Annotated in this window: 17 protein-coding genes and 2 pseudogenes; 8 read left to right on the forward strand and 11 right to left on the reverse strand. The window is 63.7% G+C overall.

Going from position 1 to position 20,840, the window contains the following annotated elements:
• The first annotated feature begins 137 nt into the window (after positions 1–137).
• The 5 genes and pseudogenes from uvrA (at position 138) to DH10_RS02045 (ending at position 6,604) form a co-directional block, all read left to right on the forward strand.
• Entirely contained in the window at positions 138–3,059 is a 2,922-nt protein-coding gene (gene uvrA, locus DH10_RS02025) for an excinuclease ABC subunit UvrA (RefSeq protein ID WP_192384124.1), read from the forward strand.
• The gene (locus tag DH10_RS02030; protein ID WP_192247978.1) at positions 3,059–3,469 is read left to right on the forward strand and encodes a DUF302 domain-containing protein; all 411 of its coding nucleotides are present in this window, start codon (positions 3,059–3,061) and stop codon (positions 3,467–3,469) included. Before uvrA ends, DH10_RS02030 begins: the two co-directional genes overlap by 1 nt.
• Complete coding sequence (locus DH10_RS02035) at positions 3,466–3,924, forward strand: GNAT family N-acetyltransferase (RefSeq protein ID WP_192247974.1); 459 nt, start codon at positions 3,466–3,468, stop codon at positions 3,922–3,924. The genes DH10_RS02030 and DH10_RS02035 overlap by 4 nt, the downstream gene beginning before the upstream one ends.
• A gap of 25 nt (positions 3,925–3,949) precedes the next feature.
• Positions 3,950–4,753, forward strand: a complete 804-nt coding sequence (locus DH10_RS02040; RefSeq protein ID WP_192247971.1) for a DUF72 domain-containing protein — start codon at positions 3,950–3,952, stop codon at positions 4,751–4,753.
• A 703-nt stretch (positions 4,754–5,456) separates the two neighbouring features.
• Positions 5,457–6,604: pseudogene (locus tag DH10_RS02045) on the forward strand (GGDEF domain-containing protein).
• Between the two features lie 82 nt (positions 6,605–6,686).
• On the opposite strand, the gene DH10_RS02050 reads toward DH10_RS02045, so the two are convergent.
• The 6 genes from DH10_RS02050 to urtA form a co-directional block, all read right to left on the reverse strand.
• The gene (locus DH10_RS02050; RefSeq protein WP_192247968.1) at positions 6,687–6,863 is read right to left on the reverse strand and encodes a hypothetical protein; all 177 of its coding nucleotides are present in this window, start codon (positions 6,861–6,863) and stop codon (positions 6,687–6,689) included.
• Positions 6,864–7,126: 263 nt separating this feature from the next.
• Complete coding sequence (gene urtE, locus DH10_RS02055; RefSeq protein WP_192247965.1) at positions 7,127–7,822, reverse strand: urea ABC transporter ATP-binding subunit UrtE; 696 nt, start codon at positions 7,820–7,822, stop codon at positions 7,127–7,129.
• 73 nt (positions 7,823–7,895) lie between these two features.
• Positions 7,896–8,642 carry an urea ABC transporter ATP-binding protein UrtD gene (gene urtD / locus DH10_RS02060; RefSeq protein ID WP_192247962.1) on the reverse strand — a complete coding sequence of 249 codons (747 nt, stop codon included), beginning with the start codon at positions 8,640–8,642 and terminating at the stop codon, positions 7,896–7,898.
• 6 nt (positions 8,643–8,648) lie between these two features.
• Positions 8,649–9,872 carry an urea ABC transporter permease subunit UrtC gene (gene urtC / locus DH10_RS02065; RefSeq protein WP_192384125.1) on the reverse strand — a complete coding sequence of 408 codons (1,224 nt, stop codon included), beginning with the start codon at positions 9,870–9,872 and terminating at the stop codon, positions 8,649–8,651.
• Positions 9,869–11,485, reverse strand: coding sequence for an urea ABC transporter permease subunit UrtB (gene urtB, locus DH10_RS02070; RefSeq protein ID WP_192247957.1), 1,617 nt, complete (start codon positions 11,483–11,485; stop codon positions 9,869–9,871). The genes urtC and urtB overlap by 4 nt, the downstream gene beginning before the upstream one ends.
• Positions 11,486–11,602: 117 nt before the next feature.
• Positions 11,603–12,883: an urea ABC transporter substrate-binding protein gene (urtA, locus tag DH10_RS02075; RefSeq protein WP_246506083.1), complete on the reverse strand. Its 1,281-nt coding sequence runs from the start codon at positions 12,881–12,883 to the stop codon at positions 11,603–11,605.
• 337 nt (positions 12,884–13,220) lie between these two features.
• Between urtA and DH10_RS02080 the strand changes: the two genes are divergently transcribed.
• Entirely contained in the window at positions 13,221–13,610 is a 390-nt protein-coding gene (locus tag DH10_RS02080) for a hypothetical protein (RefSeq protein WP_192384126.1), read from the forward strand.
• Between the two features lie 102 nt (positions 13,611–13,712).
• On the opposite strand, the gene DH10_RS02085 is transcribed toward DH10_RS02080, so the two are convergent.
• The 3 genes from DH10_RS02085 to DH10_RS02095 form a co-directional block, all read right to left on the reverse strand.
• Positions 13,713–15,284, reverse strand: a complete 1,572-nt coding sequence (locus DH10_RS02085; RefSeq protein WP_192247948.1) for a GMC family oxidoreductase — start codon at positions 15,282–15,284, stop codon at positions 13,713–13,715.
• Between the two features lie 66 nt (positions 15,285–15,350).
• Positions 15,351–15,899 carry a gluconate 2-dehydrogenase subunit 3 family protein gene (locus DH10_RS02090; RefSeq protein WP_192247945.1) on the reverse strand — a complete coding sequence of 183 codons (549 nt, stop codon included), beginning with the start codon at positions 15,897–15,899 and terminating at the stop codon, positions 15,351–15,353.
• Positions 15,900–15,977: 78 nt separating this feature from the next.
• Positions 15,978–16,373: a VOC family protein gene (locus DH10_RS02095; RefSeq protein WP_192247942.1), complete on the reverse strand. Its 396-nt coding sequence runs from the start codon at positions 16,371–16,373 to the stop codon at positions 15,978–15,980.
• Positions 16,374–16,609: 236 nt separating this feature from the next.
• Here DH10_RS02095 and DH10_RS02100 point away from each other — a divergent pair, with 236 nt between their 5' ends.
• Positions 16,610–16,915, forward strand: coding sequence for a ribbon-helix-helix domain-containing protein (locus DH10_RS02100; RefSeq protein ID WP_192247939.1), 306 nt, complete (start codon positions 16,610–16,612; stop codon positions 16,913–16,915).
• On the opposite strand, the gene DH10_RS02105 is transcribed toward DH10_RS02100, so the two are convergent.
• The gene (locus DH10_RS02105; protein ID WP_192247936.1) at positions 16,912–17,619 is read right to left on the reverse strand and encodes a purine-nucleoside phosphorylase; all 708 of its coding nucleotides are present in this window, start codon (positions 17,617–17,619) and stop codon (positions 16,912–16,914) included. The genes DH10_RS02100 and DH10_RS02105 overlap by 4 nt on opposite strands.
• A gap of 77 nt (positions 17,620–17,696) precedes the next feature.
• On the reverse strand, positions 17,697–20,276 hold the full coding sequence (cckA, locus tag DH10_RS02110; protein WP_192247933.1) for a cell cycle histidine kinase CckA: 2,580 nt from the start codon (positions 20,274–20,276) through the stop codon (positions 17,697–17,699).
• Between the two features lie 210 nt (positions 20,277–20,486).
• Here cckA and DH10_RS02115 point away from each other — a divergent pair.
• Positions 20,487–20,840 (forward strand): annotated as a pseudogene (locus tag DH10_RS02115) (flagellar biosynthetic protein FliO); the annotation flags it as partial.

Consider the following 20,840-nt stretch of genomic DNA (forward strand, 5'->3'; position numbering starts at 1 on the left):
GCCCGCGCGAAAGACGGTTAAACGCTTCTGTCGAGATTTGTGGCGTCTCTCGACGTGGCGGCGAAAATACCTACATAAAGGATGGCCGGGAAACCCCGCCACTCCAGCAAATTCCAGACCTGAGGCGGCGACCGGCGATGGCCGACCAAAAATACCTTTCCATTCGCGGGGCCCGCGAACACAATCTCAAGAACGTCGATCTCGACCTGCCGCGCGACAGCCTGATCGTCATGACCGGCCTGTCAGGATCCGGCAAGTCGTCGCTCGCCTTCGACACCATCTATGCCGAGGGCCAGCGCCGCTATGTCGAAAGCCTGTCGGCCTATGCCCGCCAGTTCCTGGAGATGATGCAGAAGCCGGACGTCGACCAGATCGACGGCCTGTCGCCCGCCATCTCGATCGAACAGAAGACCACTTCGCGCAACCCGCGTTCGACGGTCGGCACCGTCACCGAAATCTACGACTACATGCGACTGCTGTTCGCGCGTGTCGGCATTCCCTATTCGCCGGCCACCGGCCTGCCGATCGAGAGCCAGACGGTCAGCCAGATGGTCGACCGCGTGCTGGCGCTTGACGAGGGCACCCGCCTCTATCTGCTGGCGCCGATCGTGCGCGGCCGCAAGGGCGAGTACCGCAAGGAACTGCTGGAGCTGCAGAAGAAGGGTTTCCAGCGCGTCAAGGTCGACGGCGTTTTTTACGAGATCGCCGACGTGCCGGCGCTGGACAAAAAGTACAAGCACGACATCGACGTCGTCGTTGACCGCATCGTCGTGCGCGGCGATCTGGCGACGCGGCTGGCGGACTCGATGGAAACCGCGCTGAAGCTCGCCGACGGCTTGGCGGTGGCCGAATTCGCCGACAGGCCGCTCGACGCCAGCCAGACGGGCGAGGACTCGGTCAACAAGTCGAAGAACGAGACGCATGAACGCATCATGTTCTCGGAGAAATTCGCCTGCCCGGTCTCGGGCTTCACCATTCCCGAGATCGAGCCCAGGCTGTTCTCCTTCAACAATCCGTTCGGCGCCTGCCCGACCTGCGATGGCCTCGGCAGCCAGCGCGCCATCGACGCCAACCTCGTCGTGCCGGACGAGAATGTCTCGCTGCGCGATGGCGCCATCAGCCCATGGGCGAAGTCGACCTCGCCCTACTACGCGCAGACGCTGGAAGCGCTCGGCAAGGTCTATGGCTTCAAGCTCGGCGACAAGTTCAAGGATCTGAGCGCGGAGGCGCAACAGGCCGTGCTGCACGGCACGGGCGAGCGCGAGATCACCTTCCAGTATGATGACGGCCTGCGCTCCTATAAGACCACAAAGACCTTCGAGGGCGTCATTCCCAATCTCGACCGACGCTGGAAAGAGACGGAATCGGCGTGGATGCGCGAGGAGATCGAGCGTTTCATGTCGGCGACGCCCTGCCCCGCCTGCAATGGCTATCGGCTGAAGCCGGAAGCACTCGCCGTCAAGATCGCCGGCAGGCACATCGGCGAGGTCACCGAGCTGTCGATCCGCAGGGCCGACCAGTGGTTCACCGACCTGCCGGCGCAGCTCAACGAGAAACAGAACGAGATCGCGGTCAGGGTGCTGAAGGAAATCCGCGAGCGGCTGCGCTTCCTCAACGATGTCGGCCTCGACTATCTGACGCTGTCGCGCAATTCCGGCACGCTGTCGGGCGGCGAGAGCCAGCGCATCCGGCTCGCCTCTCAGATCGGCTCCGGCCTCACCGGCGTGCTCTATGTCCTGGACGAGCCTTCGATCGGCCTGCACCAGCGCGACAATGCGCGCCTGCTCGACACGCTGAAGCACCTGCGCGACATCGGCAACACGGTGATCGTCGTCGAGCATGACGAGGATGCGATCCTGCATGCCGACTATGTCGTCGACATCGGCCCCGCCGCCGGCATCCATGGCGGCGAGATCATCGCGCAGGGCACGCCGCAGCAGATCATGGCCACGCCTGCCTCGATCACCGGCAAGTACTTGTCAGGCGAGCTCGAAGTGGCGACGCCGGAAGTGCGCCGCGAGGCGAAGAAGAACCGGCGCATCAAGGTCGTGGGCGCGCGCGGCAACAACCTGAAGAACGTCACGGCGGAGATCCCGCTCGGCACCTTCACCTGCGTAACCGGCGTGTCCGGCGGCGGCAAGTCGACCTTCCTGATCGAGACGCTGTTCAAGGCGGCCTCGCGCCGCATCATGGGCTCGCGCGAGCATCCGGCCGAGCATGACCGCATCGAGGGGCTGGAGTTCCTCGACAAGGTCATCGACATCGACCAGTCGCCGATCGGCCGCACGCCGCGTTCCAACCCGGCGACCTATACCGGCGCCTTCACGCCGATCCGCGACTGGTTCGCCGGGCTGCCGGAGGCCAAAGCGCGCGGCTACCAGCCCGGCCGCTTCTCCTTCAACGTCAAGGGCGGCCGCTGCGAGGCCTGCCAGGGCGACGGCGTCATCAAGATCGAGATGCACTTCCTGCCCGACGTCTATGTCACCTGCGACGTCTGCCACGGCAAGCGCTACAACCGCGAGACGCTCGACGTGCTGTTCAAGGGCAAGTCGATCGCCGACGTGCTCGACATGACAGTCGAGGAAGGCGTCGACTTCTTTTCGGCGGTGCCCGGCGTGCGCGACAAGCTGGAGACGCTGAAGCAGGTCGGCCTCGGCTACATCCATATCGGCCAGCAGGCGACGACGCTGTCGGGCGGCGAGGCCCAGCGCATCAAGCTCGCCAAGGAGCTGTCGCGCAAGGCGACCGGCAAGACGCTCTACATCCTCGACGAGCCGACCACCGGCCTGCACTTCCACGATGTCGCCAAGCTGCTCGAAGTGCTGCACGAGCTGGTCGACCAGGGCAACACGGTGGTGGTCATCGAGCATAATCTCGAAGTCATCAAGACAGCCGACTGGGTGCTCGACCTCGGCCCCGAAGGCGGCGACGGCGGCGGCGAGCTGGTTGCCTCCGGCACACCGGAAGCGATCGTGCGCGAAAAACGCAGCTACACCGGCCAGTTCCTGAAGGAGCTTCTGGAGCGCCGCCCCGGAGGCAAGCGCGAAGCGGCGGAGTGATGGCAACACACGGCCTCATCACGGTCGAGAGCCGCTTTGACGTGTCCGAAACCATCAGCCGCCTGATGGATGCGGTCATGCGCGCAGGATTGGTTGTGTTTGCCTGCGTGGACCGCGAGGCCGGCGCGCTCAGCATTGGTGAGTTCCTACGGCCAACCGTACTGTTGATCTTCGGCCATCCCAAGGGTGGCACCCCGCTGATGCAGGACCAGCAACTTGCCGGCATCGACTTGCCGGTGAAGGCATTGGCCTGGGAAGATGAGCAAGGCAAGGTCTGGCTGTCTTATAATGATGCGCAGTGGCTGGCCGAACGTCACGGGCTCGGAGAGACTAGCCGCGATGCCATCGCGGCTATCGCCGCAGGCATGGAAAAGGTGATCGCGGCCGCTGCTGGAACCAATCAATCATGAGACTTGCTCGCTCCGAAGATCTTTCCGCCATCGTCGCGCTGACCATTGAAGCCTACGCGCCCTACACCGCCCTGCTGGGCGCCCCGCCGATCCCTGTCACGGAAGACTATGCGCCGTGCATCGAGCGCGGCGAAATCTGGCTGCTGGAGAGCGGCGGCGAACTGGCCGGGCTGATTGTCCTCGAACGGCATCCTGACCACGCCATGATCTTCAGTGTCGCCGTAGCGCCGGCCTTCCAGGGCAAGAAGCTCGGCCTCAGGCTGCTCAATTTCGCCGACGAGCAGGCGCGGTCGTGGCACCTGCCGGAGGTTCGGCTCTACACCAATTCGCGGATGGAGCGGAACATCGCGCTCTATTCGGTCTATGGCTATCGCGAGACGGGTCGCCGGCCCAATCCGTACCGGCCGGGTTGGACCGTGGTCGACATGACCAAGCCCGTCGGCAAAGCCGCCTGATCAATTTGAAACTGGGAGGAAGAAGATGAGCCAAGGAAAGATCCGCTCCGGCATGGGCGGCTGGACCTTCGAGCCATGGGATACCTCCTTCTATCCGGACAAGCTGTCGAAAGCGAAGCAGCTCCATTATGCGAGCCGCCAGGTGCCGAGCATCGAGGTCAACGGCACCTACTATTCCAGCTTCAAGGAACCGACCTTCGTCAAATGGGCCAGCGAAGCGCCTGACGGTTTCGTCTATTCGCTGAAAGGCAACCGCTTCGTCACCAGCCGCCGCGTGCTGGGCGAGGCAGGCGAATCGATGATGCGCTTCCTGGGTTCGGGCGTCGCGGCGCTCGGCGACAAGCTCGGGCCGATCCTGTGGCAGTTCGCGCCGACGAAAAAATTCGATGCGGACGATTTCGAAGCCTTTTTGAAGCTGCTGCCCGAGAAGCAGGACGGCATGCCGCTGCGCCATGCGCTCGAGGTCCGGCATGACAGCTTCGTCGTGCCGGAATTTCCGGCGCTGGCGCGAAAATACAATGCCGCGATCGTCTATGCCGACCATGCCAAATATCCGGCGATCGCCGACGTCACCGGCGATTTCGTCTATGCCCGCCTGCAGACCGGCAGCGACGACAATCCCGACTGCTACACGCCGAAAGGTCTCGACGAGTGGGCGGCGCGGGCAAAAACCTGGGCCGAAGGCAAGCAGCCGGCCGACCTGCCGCGCGCCGACCCCAAGACCGATGCGCCGGTCAAGCCGCGCGATGTCTTCGTCTACTTCATCACCGAGGGCAAGGTGCGCGCGCCCTTCGGCGCCATGGCGCTGATGAAGCGGGTAACCGATTGAGGCGTGTTGAGATTCAGGTTAGGCCGAGCCGAAAATGTTGGTTTCCCAGAACCGGAGCGGAGCGTACTTGAAGTACGTGAGCACCGGAAGCGCAGGAAACCGGCATTTGCAGGCCGGCATCACCTGAATATCAACACACCTTAAAGCGGCGAGCCTTCGCTGCGGTCGGATTTGCCCTCTTGGTGTCGGATACACTTTGCCTTGCTCCGTCGGAACTTGCCGGGCATCTCGACCGTTTTGCCTATCTCGCCAGGGGCCGGTTTTCATAGCGGTTGGGCGCCGCAGGACGCTGGCTAAGGCCACAGTATCGGGAGAACCCGAAGAAAGCGAGGTGATATGGCTGTCATCCTCATCGGGGCATTGCTTACTGTCGCCGGGATTGTGTACATGGCGGGCGCAGTTCTGTGGCGCGGGCAACTTAGCGATCCGGCACCTGCAGCCTCGGATCGCCCGAAGCCATACCTCGCAACGCCTGGCCCGACGCTCGAGCCACGCCGGCGCGGCCTCCGTTTCCTCGGCCTTTCACAGAATTGGCCAGGTCTGCTGATGATGGCGATTGGCCTTATCCTGCTGTTGTCGGCAGCGATCCTATAACGCAGGAATTCCGGCATCTTCACCGCTATCGAAACGTTATCGATACTTCCTTGCCGCATTAAGGCACCTACGCCAGGTTGCAGAAGCCGGCGCCGGCAAGGACGGGTGCATGCTGCTCGACTACAACTCATTGCTGCTGGCCATCGGCTTCTCCGCCGCCTGCCGCAGCCTCACGCTGTTCGGAACCTGGCTGACCGCCCGTTCCGACAAGTTCCTGCTGACATGGGCGATCAGCGTGCTGGTGGTCGTGGCCGAGGTCTTTGTTTATCACGCCTATATCGATGCGCCCGGAACATCCCTCGGCGTCCTGACGCTGGCGCTGCTGCTGCTCGGCTTCTCGGTGATGCTGGGCGCCGCCCACCAGTTCCACACCGGCCGCTCACCACTGTCGCGCATCGCGCTTGCCGCCGGCATCTCCTTCACGCTGGCGTTGCCGCCCATGGCGCTCGGCTATGACGGACTGGGCTTCATGCTCGAGAACTCGCTTGCGGCTCTGCTCCTTTTCGGCACGGCGCGTGAATATTGGAAAGGCCGCGCGGAGGCGCCGGCGCAGCTTGTTGGCGTGGCGCTGCTCAATTCGCTGACCGCGGCCTCCTTCGTGCTGTGCGCCGCCGTGCTCGCATGGGACGGCAAGGTTGTCCTCGGCCATGCGCCGAGCAACTGGGCCGAGGATCTCAGCCTGGTCATCGTCATCGCCTCGATGACCGGCATCGGCGCGCTGTCGCTGGCGCTCAACCAAGGGCGGCTCGCGCGCGCCACCACAAGCGCGAGGCTGAGACCGATGCACTGACCGGGCTGCTCAACCGTCGCGCGTTGTTCGACCGGCACGGCAAGACACCTGTCGGCGCCTTCATGGCGGTGGTGGTGTTCGACCTCGACGGCTTCAAGGCAATCAACGACCGGTTCGGCCACGCCGCCGGCGACGAGGTGCTGAAGGTCTTCGCCGAAGAACTGTCCGGCAATCTGCGGCCGACCGACGTCGCCGCCCGCATGGGCGGCGAGGAATTCGCGCTGGTGCTGAAACGCACCTTGCCCGAGATGGTCGAGGGCACGGCCGAACGGATAAGGATGGCTTTTGCAGCGCGAGCGATCGAGACCGAGACGGGCCGGCTAAATTGCACGGTGAGCGCCGGTTTCGCGTTCGGCAGCAGCGAAGGCTTGAGCTTCGACAAGGTGCTCAGCGCCGCCGACAAGGCGCTTTACGCAGCCAAGCGCGGCGGCCGCAACCGCGTGCTCGACATCCGCCGCTGCGCTTGAAGCTTAATGCATGTCGCCCAAAAGTGCACAGCGGTTTTGGGAGGACGACATGCATCAAAACAAAGACTTAAAGCGCACGCCGTCAGTGTCGCCCCATCACTTCGTTATAGGCGTCGAGATCGACGTAAAAGACCTTGGTTATTTCTCCGAGCAGATCGTCCTCGTCGTAGCCTTGCGACATCAGGATGTTGATCGCCGTCATGATATCCACGCGTTCAGTGAGGCGTCCCTTCTGATAGTCCTCGACAAAACGTTCCATCGCCTTCCCCTGGCAAGTTCTTTGTTGGACGCATCGACCGACAATCACTCTTGGGAAAGCTAGGCAGGTTTGCTTGCGTGGAACTTGCGACCGGGCCCGCCCCCTTCCCCTCATTCGCGACTGATACGGAAAGCGGCCGACTCACCAAGGCCAAGAAAAGACTAGCACGCGGCTCCACACGCGCCAGAGTTAGGAAGGACCGGGTCGGAGAAATATTTGGTTTGCTATCGGTTCACGGGCTCGCCTGAAGTCGAGCCGCCGGTTTAGACTGTAAGGAACTTCCGCACATCCGCCCGATCGAGGTCCTCGGCCGGCCCGGTGTGCACGATCCGGCCGCGGTCCATGATGTTGACCTCGTCGGCAAGCTCACGGCAGAAGTCGAGATACTGCTCGACCAGAAGCACCGCGATCCCAGCCTGGTCGCGCAGATAGCGGATGGCGCGGCCAATGTCCTTGATGATCGAGGGCTGGATGCCTTCGGTCGGCTCGTCGAGCACGAGCAGCTTCGGCCGCATCACCAGCGCGCGGCCGATGGCGAGCTGCTGCTGCTGGCCGCCGGACAGGTCGCCGCCGCGGCGGCCCAGCATCTGCTTCAGCACCGGGAACAGCTCGAAGACATGCGCCGGAATGTTGCGGTCGCCGCGCCTCAGCGGCGCGAAGCCCGATTCCAGGTTTTCGCGCACCGTGAGCAGGGGAAAGATTTCCCTGCCCTGCGGCACGAATGCGATGCCCGACCGGGCGCGGTCATACGCCGCGCTCCGGTCGAGCGCCTTCCCCTCGAAGGCAACGCTTCCGCTCGTCAGCCGGTGATGGCCGACGATCGATCTCATCAAACTGGTCTTGCCGACGCCGTTGCGGCCGAGCACGCAGGTGATCTTGCCCGCGCCGGCCTTCAGCGAAACGCCGCGCAGCGCCTGCGCGGCGCCATAGTGGAGCGTGGCATTGGAGACTTCGAGCATGGTCAGATCCTCCTTCTCCAGCGCTTCAGAAAAGCGAAATCGAACCGGCAGAACGGAACCCGCCAGACCATGCTCACCGCCCCAGATAGACTTCGACGACGCGCTCGTCGGCCGAAACGAAATCGAGAGTGCCTTCCGACAGCACGGAGCCCTCGTGCAGGCAGGTGACCTTGACGCCGAGCTCGCGCACGAAATGCATGTCGTGCTCGACGACGATCACAGAGTGATCGCGGGCGATATCCTTGAGCAGCCGTGCGGTTTCCTCGGTTTCGGCGTCCGTCATTCCGGCGACAGGCTCGTCGACGAGCAGCAGCTTCGGGTCCTGCGCCAAGAGCATGCCGATCTCCAGCCACTGCTTCTGGCCGTGGCTGAGATTGGCGGCAAGCTCGCCGCGCTTGTCGCCGAGACGGATGATGCCGAGGATGTCGTCGATGCGCTGCGTTTCGGCGGTCGAACGGTGATGGAACAGGGCCGGGAAGATCGAGCGCGGCCCTTTCAGCGCCAGCATCAGATTGTCCTCGACGCTGTGGCTCTCGAAGACCGTCGGCTTCTGGAATTTGCGGCCGATGCCCATCATGGCGATCTCAGCCTCGTCGTGCCTGGTCAGGTCGACCTGGCCGTCGAAGAACACCTCGCCCTCGTCCGGCCGCGTCTTGCCGGTGACGATGTCCATCATCGTCGTCTTGCCGGCGCCGTTGGGGCCGATGATCGCGCGCATCTCGCCCTTGTCGAGCACCAGCGACAGATTGTTGATGGCGCGAAAACCGTCGAAGGAAACCGAGACGCCGTCGAGATAGAGGATGGTGTTCGACTTGCTCATGATCGCTCACTCCGCCGGCTGCGGTTCGGGACCGGAGGCGGACCAGGCGCCTGGCGTTCGTGCGGCCGAGCGCACGATCTTGGCTGGAGGTTCTTCCGGATCGGCGCCGGCTTCCGCGGCGAGCGAGGCCGCGCGCAGCGCCTTGGCCCTGCCGTGCCACGAATCCCACATGCCGACGATGCCCTTGGGCAGGAAGAGCGTGACGGCGACGAACAATCCGCCCAGCGCGAACAGCCAGAATTCCGGCAGCACGCCGGTGAACCAGGATTTGCCGGCGTTGACGAGGAGCGCGCCGACGATCGGACCGACAATGGTGCCGCGCCCGCCGACAGCGGTCCAGATCACCACCTCGATCGAGTTGGCCGGGTCGAACTCGCCGGGATTGATGATGCCTACCTGCGGCACGTAGAGCGCCCCGCCAATGCCGGCCATGATCGCCGAGACGGTGAAGGCGAACAGCTTGACGTTCTCCGCCAGCCAGCCGAGGAAGCGCGTGCGGCTCTCGGCGTCGCGCACCGCCATCAGGAGCTTGCCATATTTGGAGCGCACGATCGCCGCGGTGAGAAGAACCGCGAGCGCAAGCGTGACCGCACTCGCTGCAAACAGCGCCGAACGCGTCGCGTTGGCTTGCACGTTGAAGCCGAGAATGTCCTTGAAATCGGTCAGGCCGTTGTTGCCGCCAAAACCCATGTCGTTGCGGAAGAAGGCAAGCAGCAGCGCGTAGGTCATCGCCTGGGTGATGATCGAGAGGTACACACCCGTGACGCGGCTGCGGAAGGCGAACCAGCCGAACACGAAGGCGAGCAGTCCGGGCACCGCCAGCACCATGAGTGCCGCAAACCAGAAATGGTCGAAGCCGTACCAGAACCAGGGCAGCTCCTTGTAGTTCAGGAACACCATGAAATCCGGCAGGATCGGGTTGCCGTAGACGCCGCGCGAGCCGATCTGGCGCATCAGATACATGCCCATCGCATAGCCTCCGAGCGCGAAGAAGGCGCCATGGCCGAGCGAGAGGATGCCGCAATAGCCCCAGACGAGATCGAGCGCCAAGGCGAGCAGCGCATAGCAGAGATACTTGCCGACCAACGCGACGATGTAAGGCGGGATATAGAAGGCACTCGTCGGCGAAACCGCAAGGTTGAGCAGCGGCACGATGACGGCCGCTGCCAGCAGGACCAGGACGGTGATCGCGATGCGACGGTCGGCACCGAAGAAACGCTGCGTGATCATGCTTCCACCGCCCTGCCCTTGAGCGCGAACAGGCCGCGCGGGCGTTTTTGGATGAACAGGATGATCAGCACCAGCACGACGATCTTGCCGAGCACGGCGCCGGCGTAGGGCTCGAGGACCTTGTTGACGATGCCGAGCGAGAAGGCGCCGACCAGCGTGCCCCAGAGATTGCCGACGCCGCCGAAGACGACGACCATGAAGCTGTCGATGATGTAGCCGCGGCCGAGATTGGGCGAGACATTGTCGATCTGGCTGAGCGCCACGCCGGCAATGCCTGCAATGCCGGAGCCGAGCGCGAAGGTCAGCGCGTCAACCCATGGCGTGCGGATGCCCATCGAAGCAGCCATGCGGCGGTTGGCGGTGACGGCGCGCATCTGCAGCCCCCAGGGCGTGCGCTTCATGACGTAGAGCAGCACCGCGAACACGGCGAGCGCGAACACCAGGATCCACAGCCGGTTCCAGGTGATCGCAAGTTGGCCGACATCGAAAGAGCCAGACATCCAGGACGGATTGCCGACCTCCTGGTTGGTCGGCCCGAAGATGGTGCGCACCGCCTGCTGCAGGATCAGCGAAACGCCCCAGGTGGCCAAAAGCGTTTCCAGCGGGCGGCCATAGAGGAAGCGGATGATGCCGCGCTCGATGGCAAGCCCGACCAGCGCCGCAACCAGGAAGGCGAGCGGCAGCGCGATGACCAGCGACCAGTCGAACAGGCCCGGGAATGAGGTACGGATCACCTGCTGGACGACGAAGGTGGTATAGGCGCCGAGCATCACCATCTCGCCATGCGCCATGTTGATGACGCCCATGACGCCGAAGGTGATGGCGAGCCCGATCGCGGCAAGCAGCAGCACCGATCCGAGCGAGATGCCGTACCAGATGTTCTGGCCGGCATCCCACAGCGCCAGCGTCGAATTAATGCGACTGACGGCGGCGCTCGCAGCCTCCTTGACGGTGCCCTGGGCGCCGGCCTCGACCGACGTCAGCAGGGAAAGCGCATCGCGGTCGCCGCGCGCCGCGATGACCGAGACGGCGGCCAGCTTGTCGGCTTCGGGCTTGTCCGAAACCAGAACCGACGCCGCACGCGCCTGTTCGAACAGGACCTTGACGCTGGCATCGGTCTCGGCGGCGATGGCGGCGTCAAGCGGTTCGATGTTCGCCGCGCCGGGCGTCTTGAACATGGTCGCAGCCGCGGCAAGGCGCACGCTCGCATCCTTGGCCCGTAGCGTCAGCGTGCCCAGCGCATCGCGGATGACGCGGCGCAGGCTATTGTTGACCTTGATCTTGGTGAGGTCGGCTTTGGCCGCGTCGGCCGCCTTCTCGCCGCTCAGCGGATCGAGCACTTCGATGCCGTCACCCGCCTCCTTGCCGACGAAGACCTGGGAATCGGCCTTGCGGATGTAGAGATTGCCGTCGGCGAGCGCCGAAAGCGGGCGCTCGACGGCCGGATCGCCGCTCGTGGCCAGTTCGCGCACGACGGCCTCAGTGGCCGAAAAGTTGGTGGCAGTCGCGAATTTGGCGATGATTGCCCGGAGATCGGCTTCGGCCGCGCTCGACGGCAACAGACTTGCCATTGTCAGCAGCAGCAACAGTCCAATCGCGCGCAGCAAGTTCATCGTCTTCGAGCTGTTCTCAAAGGTTTGAAGATTGCCTGGGCGGGCCGGAGGATTGGCCCGCCCAGGCTGCGGTCTCGGATCGTGGGGCCACTCCGCGATCCGACAGACCTGGGAGGATCAGTTGGTGCCCTTGCCGCCGCACTTGCCGGTGGCGACGTTGAAGTTGCCGCAGCTGAGCGGCGCGCGCCAATCGGAGATCAAGTCCTTGGAATCCGGCAGGTAGTCGGACCATTCGTCGCCCATCACTAGGCCCGGCGTCTGCGAGACGGTCTCGAACTGGCCGTCGGCCTGGATTTCGCCGATCAGCACCGGCTTGGTGATGTGGTGGTTCGGCATCATCGTCGAATAGCCGCCGGTCAGGTTCGGCACCGACACGCCGACCATGGCGTCGATCACCTTGTCCGGATCGGTGGTGCCGGCCTTCTCGACGGCCTTCACCCACATGTTGAAGCCGATGTAATGGGCTTCCATCGGGTCGTTGGTGGTGCGCTTGTCGTTCTTGATAAACTTGTGCCAGTCGTCGATGAACTTCTTGTTCTCGGGCGTGTCGACGCTCTCGAAATAGTTCCAGGCGGCGAGATGGCCGACCAGCGGACCGGTGTCGAGGCCGGCCAGTTCTTCCTCGCCGACCGAGAACGCCATGACCGGGATGTCCTCGGCCTTGATGCCCTGGTTGCCGAGTTCCTTGTAGAACGGCACGTTGGCGTCGCCGTTGACCGTCGACACGACCGCCGTCTTCTTGCCGGCCGAACCGAACTTCTTGATCGCCGAAACCTCGGTCTGCCAGTCGGAGAAGCCGAACGGCGTGTAGTTGACCATGATGTCCTCGGCCGGCACGCCCTTGGACTTGAGGTACGCCTCGAGGATCTTGTTGGTGGTGCGCGGATAGACGTAGTCGGTGCCTTCGAGCACCCAGCGCTTCACCGAGCCGCCATCGGCGCTCATCAGATAGTCGACGGCCGGAATGGCCTGCTGGTTCGGCGCGGCACCGGTATAGAAGACGTTGCGCTCGCTCTCCTCGCCCTCGTACTGGACGGGATAGAACAGGATGTTGTCGAGCTCGCTGAACACCGGCAGCACCGACTTGCGCGACACCGAGGTCCAGCAGCCGAACACCGCCGCCACCTTGTCCTTGGAGATCAGCTCGCGCGCCTTTTCGGCGAACAGCGGCCAGTTGGAAGCCGGATCGACGACGACCGCCTCGAGCTTCTTGCCGAGCAGGCCGCCCTTGGCGTTCTGCTCCTCGATCAGCATCAGCATGACGTCCTTCAGCGTCGTCTCCGAAATCGCCATGGTCCCCGACAGCGAATGGAGGATGCCGACCTTGATCGTGTCGTCGGCGGCCTTGGCGGGCACCGACATCGACAGGCCGGCAGCGATCACGCCGGCCGAAAACATTTTTGTTATTGTCGAGAAATTACCCCTCATGTTCCACGCTCCCAAGCTGGTTGTTTTGCATCGCAACATAGCGGTGCAAGCGACGTGCCAAACACGGCAGCGTGGCAGGGTGCGGAGCGATAGATCAGTGTTTACAATCGGTTATCACATAGCCGTCGAACATATCGGGACTCTTCGGGCGCGGACGGATTGAGAAAACTTTGCGCATATCTGCCCAGATTTTGCTCAAATGGTAAAAATGCCCAAACTTTAATCTAAGCTTGGCATACCGCAATTTGCCGGCGGTTGCGAGACGGTGGCAAAATAGGGCAAGGTCGCCGCGCAAACGAGCGACGTCATGGCTTTACGAATCATCCTGCGCTTCCTGCTTCTCGCGTCCGCCGCCGGCGGTGCCCGCGCAGATTTCACAGACGGCAAGCTGCCCGACGGGACCTATCACTGCGAGGTCTATCTGCTCGGCATGTTCATCAATCTCGGCGACATCACCATCAAGGGTGATCTTTACAGCGGTCCAGTGACCTTCGGCGCAGCGCCACAGGCCTACAATTACCAGATGAATCCCAATGGCGAGATCAGTTGGCTCGGTCCTGTCGGCGGCTACACCAGCGGCGGCAATTCGATCTCGACGACGCAGGCGACACTCGACGGCCCGGGCAGCCCGTCCTTCGACATCATCATGAAGCAGCCCGACGGCGCCTTCACGGCGTCGACCTGCACCAAGGGATAGCGGCGGCCCGTCCGCAGCCGCCCCTGACCGATTCCGCCCCCCTGACAAAAAAGGCGCGGAACCCGATCGGGTCCCGCGCCAGCAGGCAGCCGGGAGGTGGAACTAGATGCTTTTCGCCGACATCTGTGCGGCTATGTAGTCGGCCTGGCGGATGGCCAGCGACACTATCGTCAGTGTCGGGTTTTCGGCGCCGCCGGTGGTAAATTGACTGCCGTCGGAGACGAACAGGTTCTTGATGTCGTGCGCCTGGCCGTGCTTGTTGACGACGCCGTCGGCCGGCTTCTCGCTCATCCGGTTGGTGCCGAGATTGTGGGTTGAGGGATAAGGCGGCGTCGGGAAGGTTCGTGTCGCTCCAACAGCCGCGTAGAGCGCCTGGCCTTGCTTGTAGGCGTGATCACGCATTGCCGTGTCGTTGGCATGGTCGTCGAAATGGACGTCGGCGATCGGCATGCCGTGCTCGTCCTTTTCGTCCTTGTGCAGCGTGATGCGGTTCTCCTCGCGCGGCATGTCCTCGCCGACGATCCACAGGCCCGCCATGTGGTCGTAGTGGTCGAGCGCCGTGGTGAAGGAGCGGCCCCAGCCGCCGGGATTGAGGAAGGCCGCCATGAACGGCAGACCGAGCGATAGCGTCTCCATCTCGTAGCCGCCGACGAAGCCGCGCGAAGGATCGTGGCGCGCCTCGTCGCGGATGATGCCGGCCATGGTCGTGCCGCGATACATATGCACCGGCTTGTCGAAGATGGCGTAGACCGAGCCGGTCGTGTGGCGCATATAGTTCTTGCCCACCTGCCCCGACGAATTGGCAAGCCCGTGTGGGAACTTGCTCGATTCGGAGTTGAGCAGCAGGCGCGGGCTTTCGATCGAATTGCCGGCGACCGCGACGATCCGGGCCTTCTGTTCCTGCAGCTTGCCGTCCTTGTCGGCATAGACGACGCCGGTCACCTTGCCCGAGGCATCATGGTTGATCTTGATGACCATCGAATTCGGCCGGACCTCGAGATGGCCGGTCGCTTCACCCTTCGGAATCTCGGTGTAGAGCGTCGACCATTTGGCGGCCCATTTGCAGCCCTGGAAGCAGAAGCCTGTCTGCTGACAGGAGTTGCGGTCGTCGCGCTCAACCGAATTGATGGCCATGTTGCCGGTGTGGCATTCCTTGTAGCCGAGCTTGTCGGCGCCGGCCTTGAGCACCTTGAAGTTGTTGTTGCCGGGCAGGCGCGGCCAGTTGTTGGTGCCGGTCACACCCATCTTGGCTTCGGCCTTGGCGTAATAGGGCTCCATCTCGGCGAGCGTCACGGGCCAGTCGACAAGGTTCGCGCCCTTCACCTTGCCGTAGGTCGAAAGCGTCTTGAACTCGTGCTCCTGGAAGCGCAGCGACGCGCCCGCCCAGTGCGTGGTCGAGCCGCCGACCGACTTGACGATCCAGGCTGGCAGGTTCGGGAAATCCTTCGCCACGCGCCAGTCGCCGGAGGTGGCGCGCTTGTCCTTCCAGGCAAGTTGGGCAAAGGAATCCCACTCGTCATTGACGAAGTCCTCGTATTCGTGGCGGGCGCCCGCTTCGAGGATGACGACGTCGATGCCTTTCTGCGCCAACTCGTTGCCGAGCGTGCCGCCGCCGGCGCCCGAGCCGATGATGACGACCACGCCGTCGTTCTTGAGATCAAATTGTGCTGCCATGGTTTCCTCCCATGAAATCGGTCAAAAGCGGTTCAATCGGTCAAACGCGGTTTGGCACAAAGCGGCTCAGAGCCACTCGATGTCGTTGAAGCCGCGCGCGATGTAACCACCCTTGGAATAGGACTCGCCCTCGTAACCGAAGATCGGCCACACCTCCTTCTGGTTGTAGAGGCTGACCACAAGGCCGCCGCGCACCGCCTGGAAGAACGGCGTCTTCTCGATCTCCTTGAGCAGTGCGACCCGCTGCTCTTCCCAGCCAAGCCCGCGATAACCGCCCTCACCAGCCTTCTTGTCGAGATCGGCGATGCCCTTCTCGATCAGCTCCTTGTGGGCCGGATCCTTGGCTGCCGTCTCGTCATGACCCTTGACGGCAATGGCGTAATATTTGTCCGGCACCTGATCATGCGGATAGATGTCGCGCGCCACCTGGATCAGTGTCGCCATCGTCTCGGGCTTCAGCGCCGAGGTTTCCAGCCCCCAGGCATGTTCGGGGCTGATGACGGCGCTGCCGGAAATGATGAGCAGCGCGCCTGCGCCGCCGCGCTTGAGAAGCTCGCGCCGCGAAAGGCCAAGTTTCCTTTCTTGGGGCTGCTTCCTCTCATAGATCGTGACCATAGTTTCCTCCCTGCTTGCTGTTCGCACTCTGGCGAGTGCCGATGCTGGCGCCGCGTCGGTCCGCGCGGCATTTGTCCCCTATTGGAAGCGCCCTCCTCGCTGCAGGACCTCGATCTTGTAGCCGTCGGGGTCCTCGATGAAGAAGAAGCGGGCGATGAGCGCTCCGTCGCGGTTGAACTCCACGATCTTCTTCGGGTTGAGGCCGAGCGCGCCGAGCCGGTCGTGCTCGCTGTCGAGATCGGCGACGGAGACGGCGAGATGACCATAGCCGTCGCCCAGCGCATAAGGCTCCATGCGTCCCTTGTTGACCGTCAGCTCGACCTCGAATGGAGCATCGGCATTGCTGAGATAGATCAGCGTGAAAGTCTCGAAATCGAGCCGCTGCGCGACATCGAGGCCGAAGGCCTTGCTGTAGAAATCGACGGATCGGGCCTCGTCGAGAACCCGGATCATGGTATGGATCGCCTTCGCCAAATCGGACTCCGCAGCTTTTCGTGGTTTCGAAGCCGATTATGCGCGCCGGCGAAAAAAGGTGGTGGCAGCCGATTACCACGCATGCGGCCGGAAAACGGGTAGTGTCGCGCCAGTTTTAAGGACGAAAGTCCGATTGCCGACACGGTTTGTCAGGCCGAAGATGAAAGCGCAGGCAGTGTTCAAAAGGCGCCAATCACCCAATCGGCGCCCAAGACCAACAAGAACGGGAGGTAACGATGTGCAGGGTCTTTGCCGGACAGGATCCGGAAGGCTACCGGCAGATCAACCGGTCGATCCGGATCGACGGGCATTCGACGAGCATCCAGCTTGAGGCGACGTTCTGGGCGCTGCTCGACGAGATCGCCGAAAGCCAGGGCCTGACGACGCCCAAATTCATCTCGACGCTCTATGACGAGGCGATCGAGATCAACGGCCAGATTCCGAACTTCGCTTCGATGCTGCGCACGACCTGCGCGCTCTATCTGCGCGGTCACCGGCCGACCGCGACAGAGCAAGCTGCGCTGAAACAGGTAGCTGCCTAGCTCTCCACGGCCACTTCGAGCGCCAGGCGCGTCATGTCGGCGAACAACGCCTGGCGTTCGGAATAGTCGGTCTGCTCGTCCGTGGCGACGTGGTCGACCACGGTAAGCAGCGACAACGCGCGCGCGCCGAACCGCGCCGAGATGCGGTAGAGCGCGCTGGTTTCCATATCGACCGCCAGCGCGCCGAGCGCCCTGGGCTCGTCGAACCGGGCGCGGCCGTCGGGATGATGGAAGACGTCGCTGCAGACCGTCAGCCCGGCGCTGCAGGCTATGCCGAGATCGGCGGCCCGCTGCAGCGCCAGCGCATGAAGCGCCTCATCGGGCCCCGCCGGCTGGTACAGTCCGAACACCTGCCCGCTGATCGCCCCCTCGGCGCGTACGGCGCTGGAAACGACCAGGCCCCGCAGCGGAACGTTCTCGGACAGCGCGCCGCATGTTCCTGTGCGGATCAGCGTCTTGACGCCATGATAATCAAGCAGCTCGTAGGCATAGATCAGAAAGGACGAGACCCCGATGCCGGTCGCCTGGATGCTGACCGGCTTGCCGCGGAACAGGCCGGTGAAGCCAAGCGCGCCCCGGCGGCGATTGACGCAGCGTGGCGCCTCGAGAAAAGTTTCCGCCATCCATTGAGCGCGCTCGGGGTCGCCCGGCAGCAGCACCGTTTCGGCGTAATCTCCCCTGCCCGCCTCGATGTGCGGCGTCACGCGCTATCACCCCCATGATAGGACCCATCCTATCTCCATCATGGCAGGGTCGCAGCAATGTGCAAGCGCTAGCTGTTTTAGGATTCCAGCACGTCCTTGACGATCGTCGCCAGTTGCTTGAGCGAGAAGGGCTTGGGCAGGAAGCCGAAATGCGCGTCGGCCGGCAGGTTTCTGGCGAAGGCGTCCTCGGCATAGCCGGAAACGAAGACGAACTTGATGTCCGGCTGCCGCTTGCGCAGCTCGCCAAGCAGCGTCGGGCCGTCCATTTCCGGCATCACCACATCGGACACGACGATGTCGACCTTGCCGCCGAGGGCCTCGAAGACCTCCAGCGCCTCGACGCCGGAAGACGCCTCGTGCACTGTGTAACCGCGTGAGGTCAACGCCCGCACGCCACCCATGCGAACGGCATCCTCGTCCTCGACCAGAAGCACGGTCGCAGAACCGGAGAGATCCTTGGCGGTATCGGCCGACTTGGCCGACGTGGCGGCGGCCGCCGCGGCGTCGACCGGCTCGCTCGCCTTCTTCACCTCGGCGACGTGGCGCGGCAGGAAGATACGGAACACCGTCCCCTTGCCGACCTCGGAATCGCAGTAGATGAAGCCGCCGGTCTGCTTGATGATGCCGTAGACCATCGAGAGACCGAGGCCTGTGCCCTTGCCGACCTCCTTGGTGGTGAAGAAGGGTTCGAAGATCTTCTTCAGCACGTCCGGCGCGATGCCGCTGCCGGTGTCCTCGACCTCGACGAGAACGTAGTCGGCCGGCGCAAGCTCGCGATAGGCGAAGGATTTGCACTCTTCGGCCATGACGTTGCGGGTGTGCACGGTAAGGTCGCCGCCGGCCGGCATCGCGTCGCGTGCGTTGACGGCGAGATTGACCACCACCTGCTCGAACTGGCCGATGTCGACCTTGACGGGCCACAGATCGCGGCCGTGGTCGATCTTCAGCCTGATGTCGTTGCCGACCAGGCGGGCAAGCAGCATCCGAAGATCGGCAAGCACATCGGTCAGGTTGAGCACTTCCGGCCGCAAGGTCTGCTTGCGCGAGAAGGCGAGCAATTGCCTGACAAGCGACGCCGCGCGGTTGGCGTTCTGCTTGATGTTCATGATGTCGGGGAAGGACGGGTCCGACGGCCGGTGATTGGTGAGCAGAAGGTCCGACGCCATGATGATGGCGGTAAGCACGTTGTTGAAGTCGTGCGCGATGCCGCCGGCAAGCTGGCCGACCGCCTGCATCTTCTGGCTCTGCGCCATCTGGCCCTCGAGCGCCTTCTGCTCGGTGGTCTCGACGGCGTAGACTATGGCCGATTCCTCTGCTCCCTCGCCGGCGCCGTCAGCGACCGCATTGACGTAGAAGCGGATGTGGCGCTCCTCATGGCCGGGCAGCAGCGAGTCGATCGGCTCGATATTGGCCTGCCGCTGCCGCGCCTTCTCGAAGGCGGCGGCAAAGGCCGGCCGGTCGCGCTCATGCACCACGGTCTCGAAGCGCACGCGCCGGTCGACTGCGTCGCGGTCGACGACGGACGAAAACAGCGACAGGAACGGCGCGTTGGTGCGCAGGATGCGCCCGCCGGGATCGACGCCGGCAATCGCCATCGGCGTCGAGTTGAAGAAGCGGGTGAAGCGGACCTCCGAGGCGCGGAGGTCCGCGGAAGCATCCTCGCCCTGGGTGCGGTTGAGCACGATGGTGCGGGTCGGCCCGTTCACCCCTTCGCGGCTTGCCGAAACGCGGTGCATGAAGCGGACCGGAAGCGCCTGGCCGCTCATTGTCGTGAGATCGAGGTCGATGACGGCATTGCGCGTGGTGCCGGGATCCGCCTTGACCGAGCGGACGAGCGCCATGCCGTCGCCGGCGACGATCTCCGGCAGCGTGACCGCGCCCGGAGTGAAGCTGGCAAGGTCGATGCCCAGCCATTCGGCAAGTGTGGCGTTGATATAGGTGACGCGGCCTTCCTGGTCGGCCGAGAAGAAGCCGGCCGGCGCGTGGTCGAGATGGTCTATCGCCTTTTGCAGGTCGAGGAAGAACCGCTCCTGCTCCGCCCGCTCCTGCGAGATGTCGGCGATCTGCCAGGCAAGCATCGGCAGCCGCTGACCCGGCACGTTGAAGGCGCGGGCCCGGGCGCGGTACCAGCGCGCGCCGGGCTCGGCCCCGGGCTTGATCGACTGCGCCAGGCGGAATTCACCGTCGCCGGCCTGGCCGTCGCGCAGTCCGGACGCCAGCCGGTAGATGGTCATCGAGGCCTCGGGAACATCCGAAAGCAGCCCTTCGACCGTCTTGAGGTCCGCCGCCGAAGCGGCGCCCGTCATGTCGGCGTAGGCCCGGTTGGCGTAGATAACGCGACCCTTGGTGTCGGTGACCAGGAGACCTTGCGACATCGAATCGACGAAGGCTTTGGACAGCTCGTCGCCGGTCGAACGCGGGGCGATCTGCACGAAGCCGATAGCCGTCGCGAACAGAAAGCCGACGCCGATCATGGCGAGCACGCCCAGCATGCCGAGCAGGAACGGATCGCCGAGGCGCTCGCGGAACAACCCGAAGACGACCGCTGCGCCGGTCAAGACGACGATGAAGACGATGAGCCTGGCGACGGCGCCCGGACGCGTGTTTTGGTCGACGATCGGTACCGGATAGAAATCGCCGCGCGTTTCCTTGGCCATGTGCCCCCTGCTCGTGATTCCGATGCCCCGACACCCGCGAACGGCCGGTTGAATCACATTCTCCTGTAGCGGAAAAGGCCCCGGCGGCAAATGTCCGATAAAATCAACGATTCATGTTTCAAACTGTTCACGATGGGTGATGCCGCCTTGCGGCGGCTAGTCCCTAAGGTCTAGTGTCGCCTCACCTCAAGAAGGCGATTGGGTGCACCGATGCTGCAGTGGCTGGATAGCGTGGCGGGTCCGGGTTATGTCGCAGCAATCCTGTGGACGTTTGCAGCCCTTATCCTGCTGGTCGTCGTCCTCCTCGTCATCAAGGTGGTCCGCAACCTGACTTTCGGCACCTTCGTTGCCGGCGGCAGGAACCGCAAGACGCGGCTCGCCGTCATGGACGCCACCGCTGTCGACAGCCACCGCCGGCTGGTGCTGGTGCGGCGCGACGATATCGAACACCTGATCCTCATCGGCGGCCCGACGGATGTCGTCGTCGAACGCGACATAAGGCTGGCAGCACCCCGCCGCCCGGCGCTGACCGGCGACAGCGGCCAGCAGCAGGCCGCCGCGCCG

Source organism: Mesorhizobium silamurunense, from assembly GCF_014843825.1.
Classification (GTDB): Bacteria; Pseudomonadota; Alphaproteobacteria; order Rhizobiales; family Rhizobiaceae; genus Mesorhizobium; species Mesorhizobium silamurunense.

Bases quoted from the DNA above. Each gene is read 5' to 3' on its own strand.
- uvrA (WP_192384124.1), top strand. From the start codon at position 138: ATGGCCGACCAAAAATACCTTTCCATTCGCGGGGCCCGCGAACACAAT.
- DH10_RS02030 (WP_192247978.1), top strand. From the start codon at position 3,059: ATGGCAACACACGGCCTCATCACGGTCGAGAGCCGCTTTGACGTGTCC.
- DH10_RS02035 (WP_192247974.1), top strand. From the start codon at position 3,466: ATGAGACTTGCTCGCTCCGAAGATCTTTCCGCCATCGTCGCGCTGACC.
- DH10_RS02040 (WP_192247971.1), top strand. From the start codon at position 3,950: ATGAGCCAAGGAAAGATCCGCTCCGGCATGGGCGGCTGGACCTTCGAG.
- DH10_RS02050 (WP_192247968.1), bottom strand. From the start codon at position 6,863: ATGGAACGTTTTGTCGAGGACTATCAGAAGGGACGCCTCACTGAACGC.
- urtE (WP_192247965.1), bottom strand. From the start codon at position 7,822: ATGCTCGAAGTCTCCAATGCCACGCTCCACTATGGCGCCGCGCAGGCG.
- urtD (WP_192247962.1), bottom strand. From the start codon at position 8,642: ATGAGCAAGTCGAACACCATCCTCTATCTCGACGGCGTCTCGGTTTCC.
- urtC (WP_192384125.1), bottom strand. From the start codon at position 9,872: ATGATCACGCAGCGTTTCTTCGGTGCCGACCGTCGCATCGCGATCACC.
- urtB (WP_192247957.1), bottom strand. From the start codon at position 11,485: ATGAACTTGCTGCGCGCGATTGGACTGTTGCTGCTGCTGACAATGGCA.
- urtA (WP_246506083.1), bottom strand. From the start codon at position 12,883: ATGTTTTCGGCCGGCGTGATCGCTGCCGGCCTGTCGATGTCGGTGCCC.
- DH10_RS02080 (WP_192384126.1), top strand. From the start codon at position 13,221: ATGGCTTTACGAATCATCCTGCGCTTCCTGCTTCTCGCGTCCGCCGCC.
- DH10_RS02085 (WP_192247948.1), bottom strand. From the start codon at position 15,284: ATGGCAGCACAATTTGATCTCAAGAACGACGGCGTGGTCGTCATCATC.
- DH10_RS02090 (WP_192247945.1), bottom strand. From the start codon at position 15,899: ATGGTCACGATCTATGAGAGGAAGCAGCCCCAAGAAAGGAAACTTGGC.
- DH10_RS02100 (WP_192247939.1), top strand. From the start codon at position 16,610: ATGTGCAGGGTCTTTGCCGGACAGGATCCGGAAGGCTACCGGCAGATC.
- cckA (WP_192247933.1), bottom strand. From the start codon at position 20,276: ATGGCCAAGGAAACGCGCGGCGATTTCTATCCGGTACCGATCGTCGAC.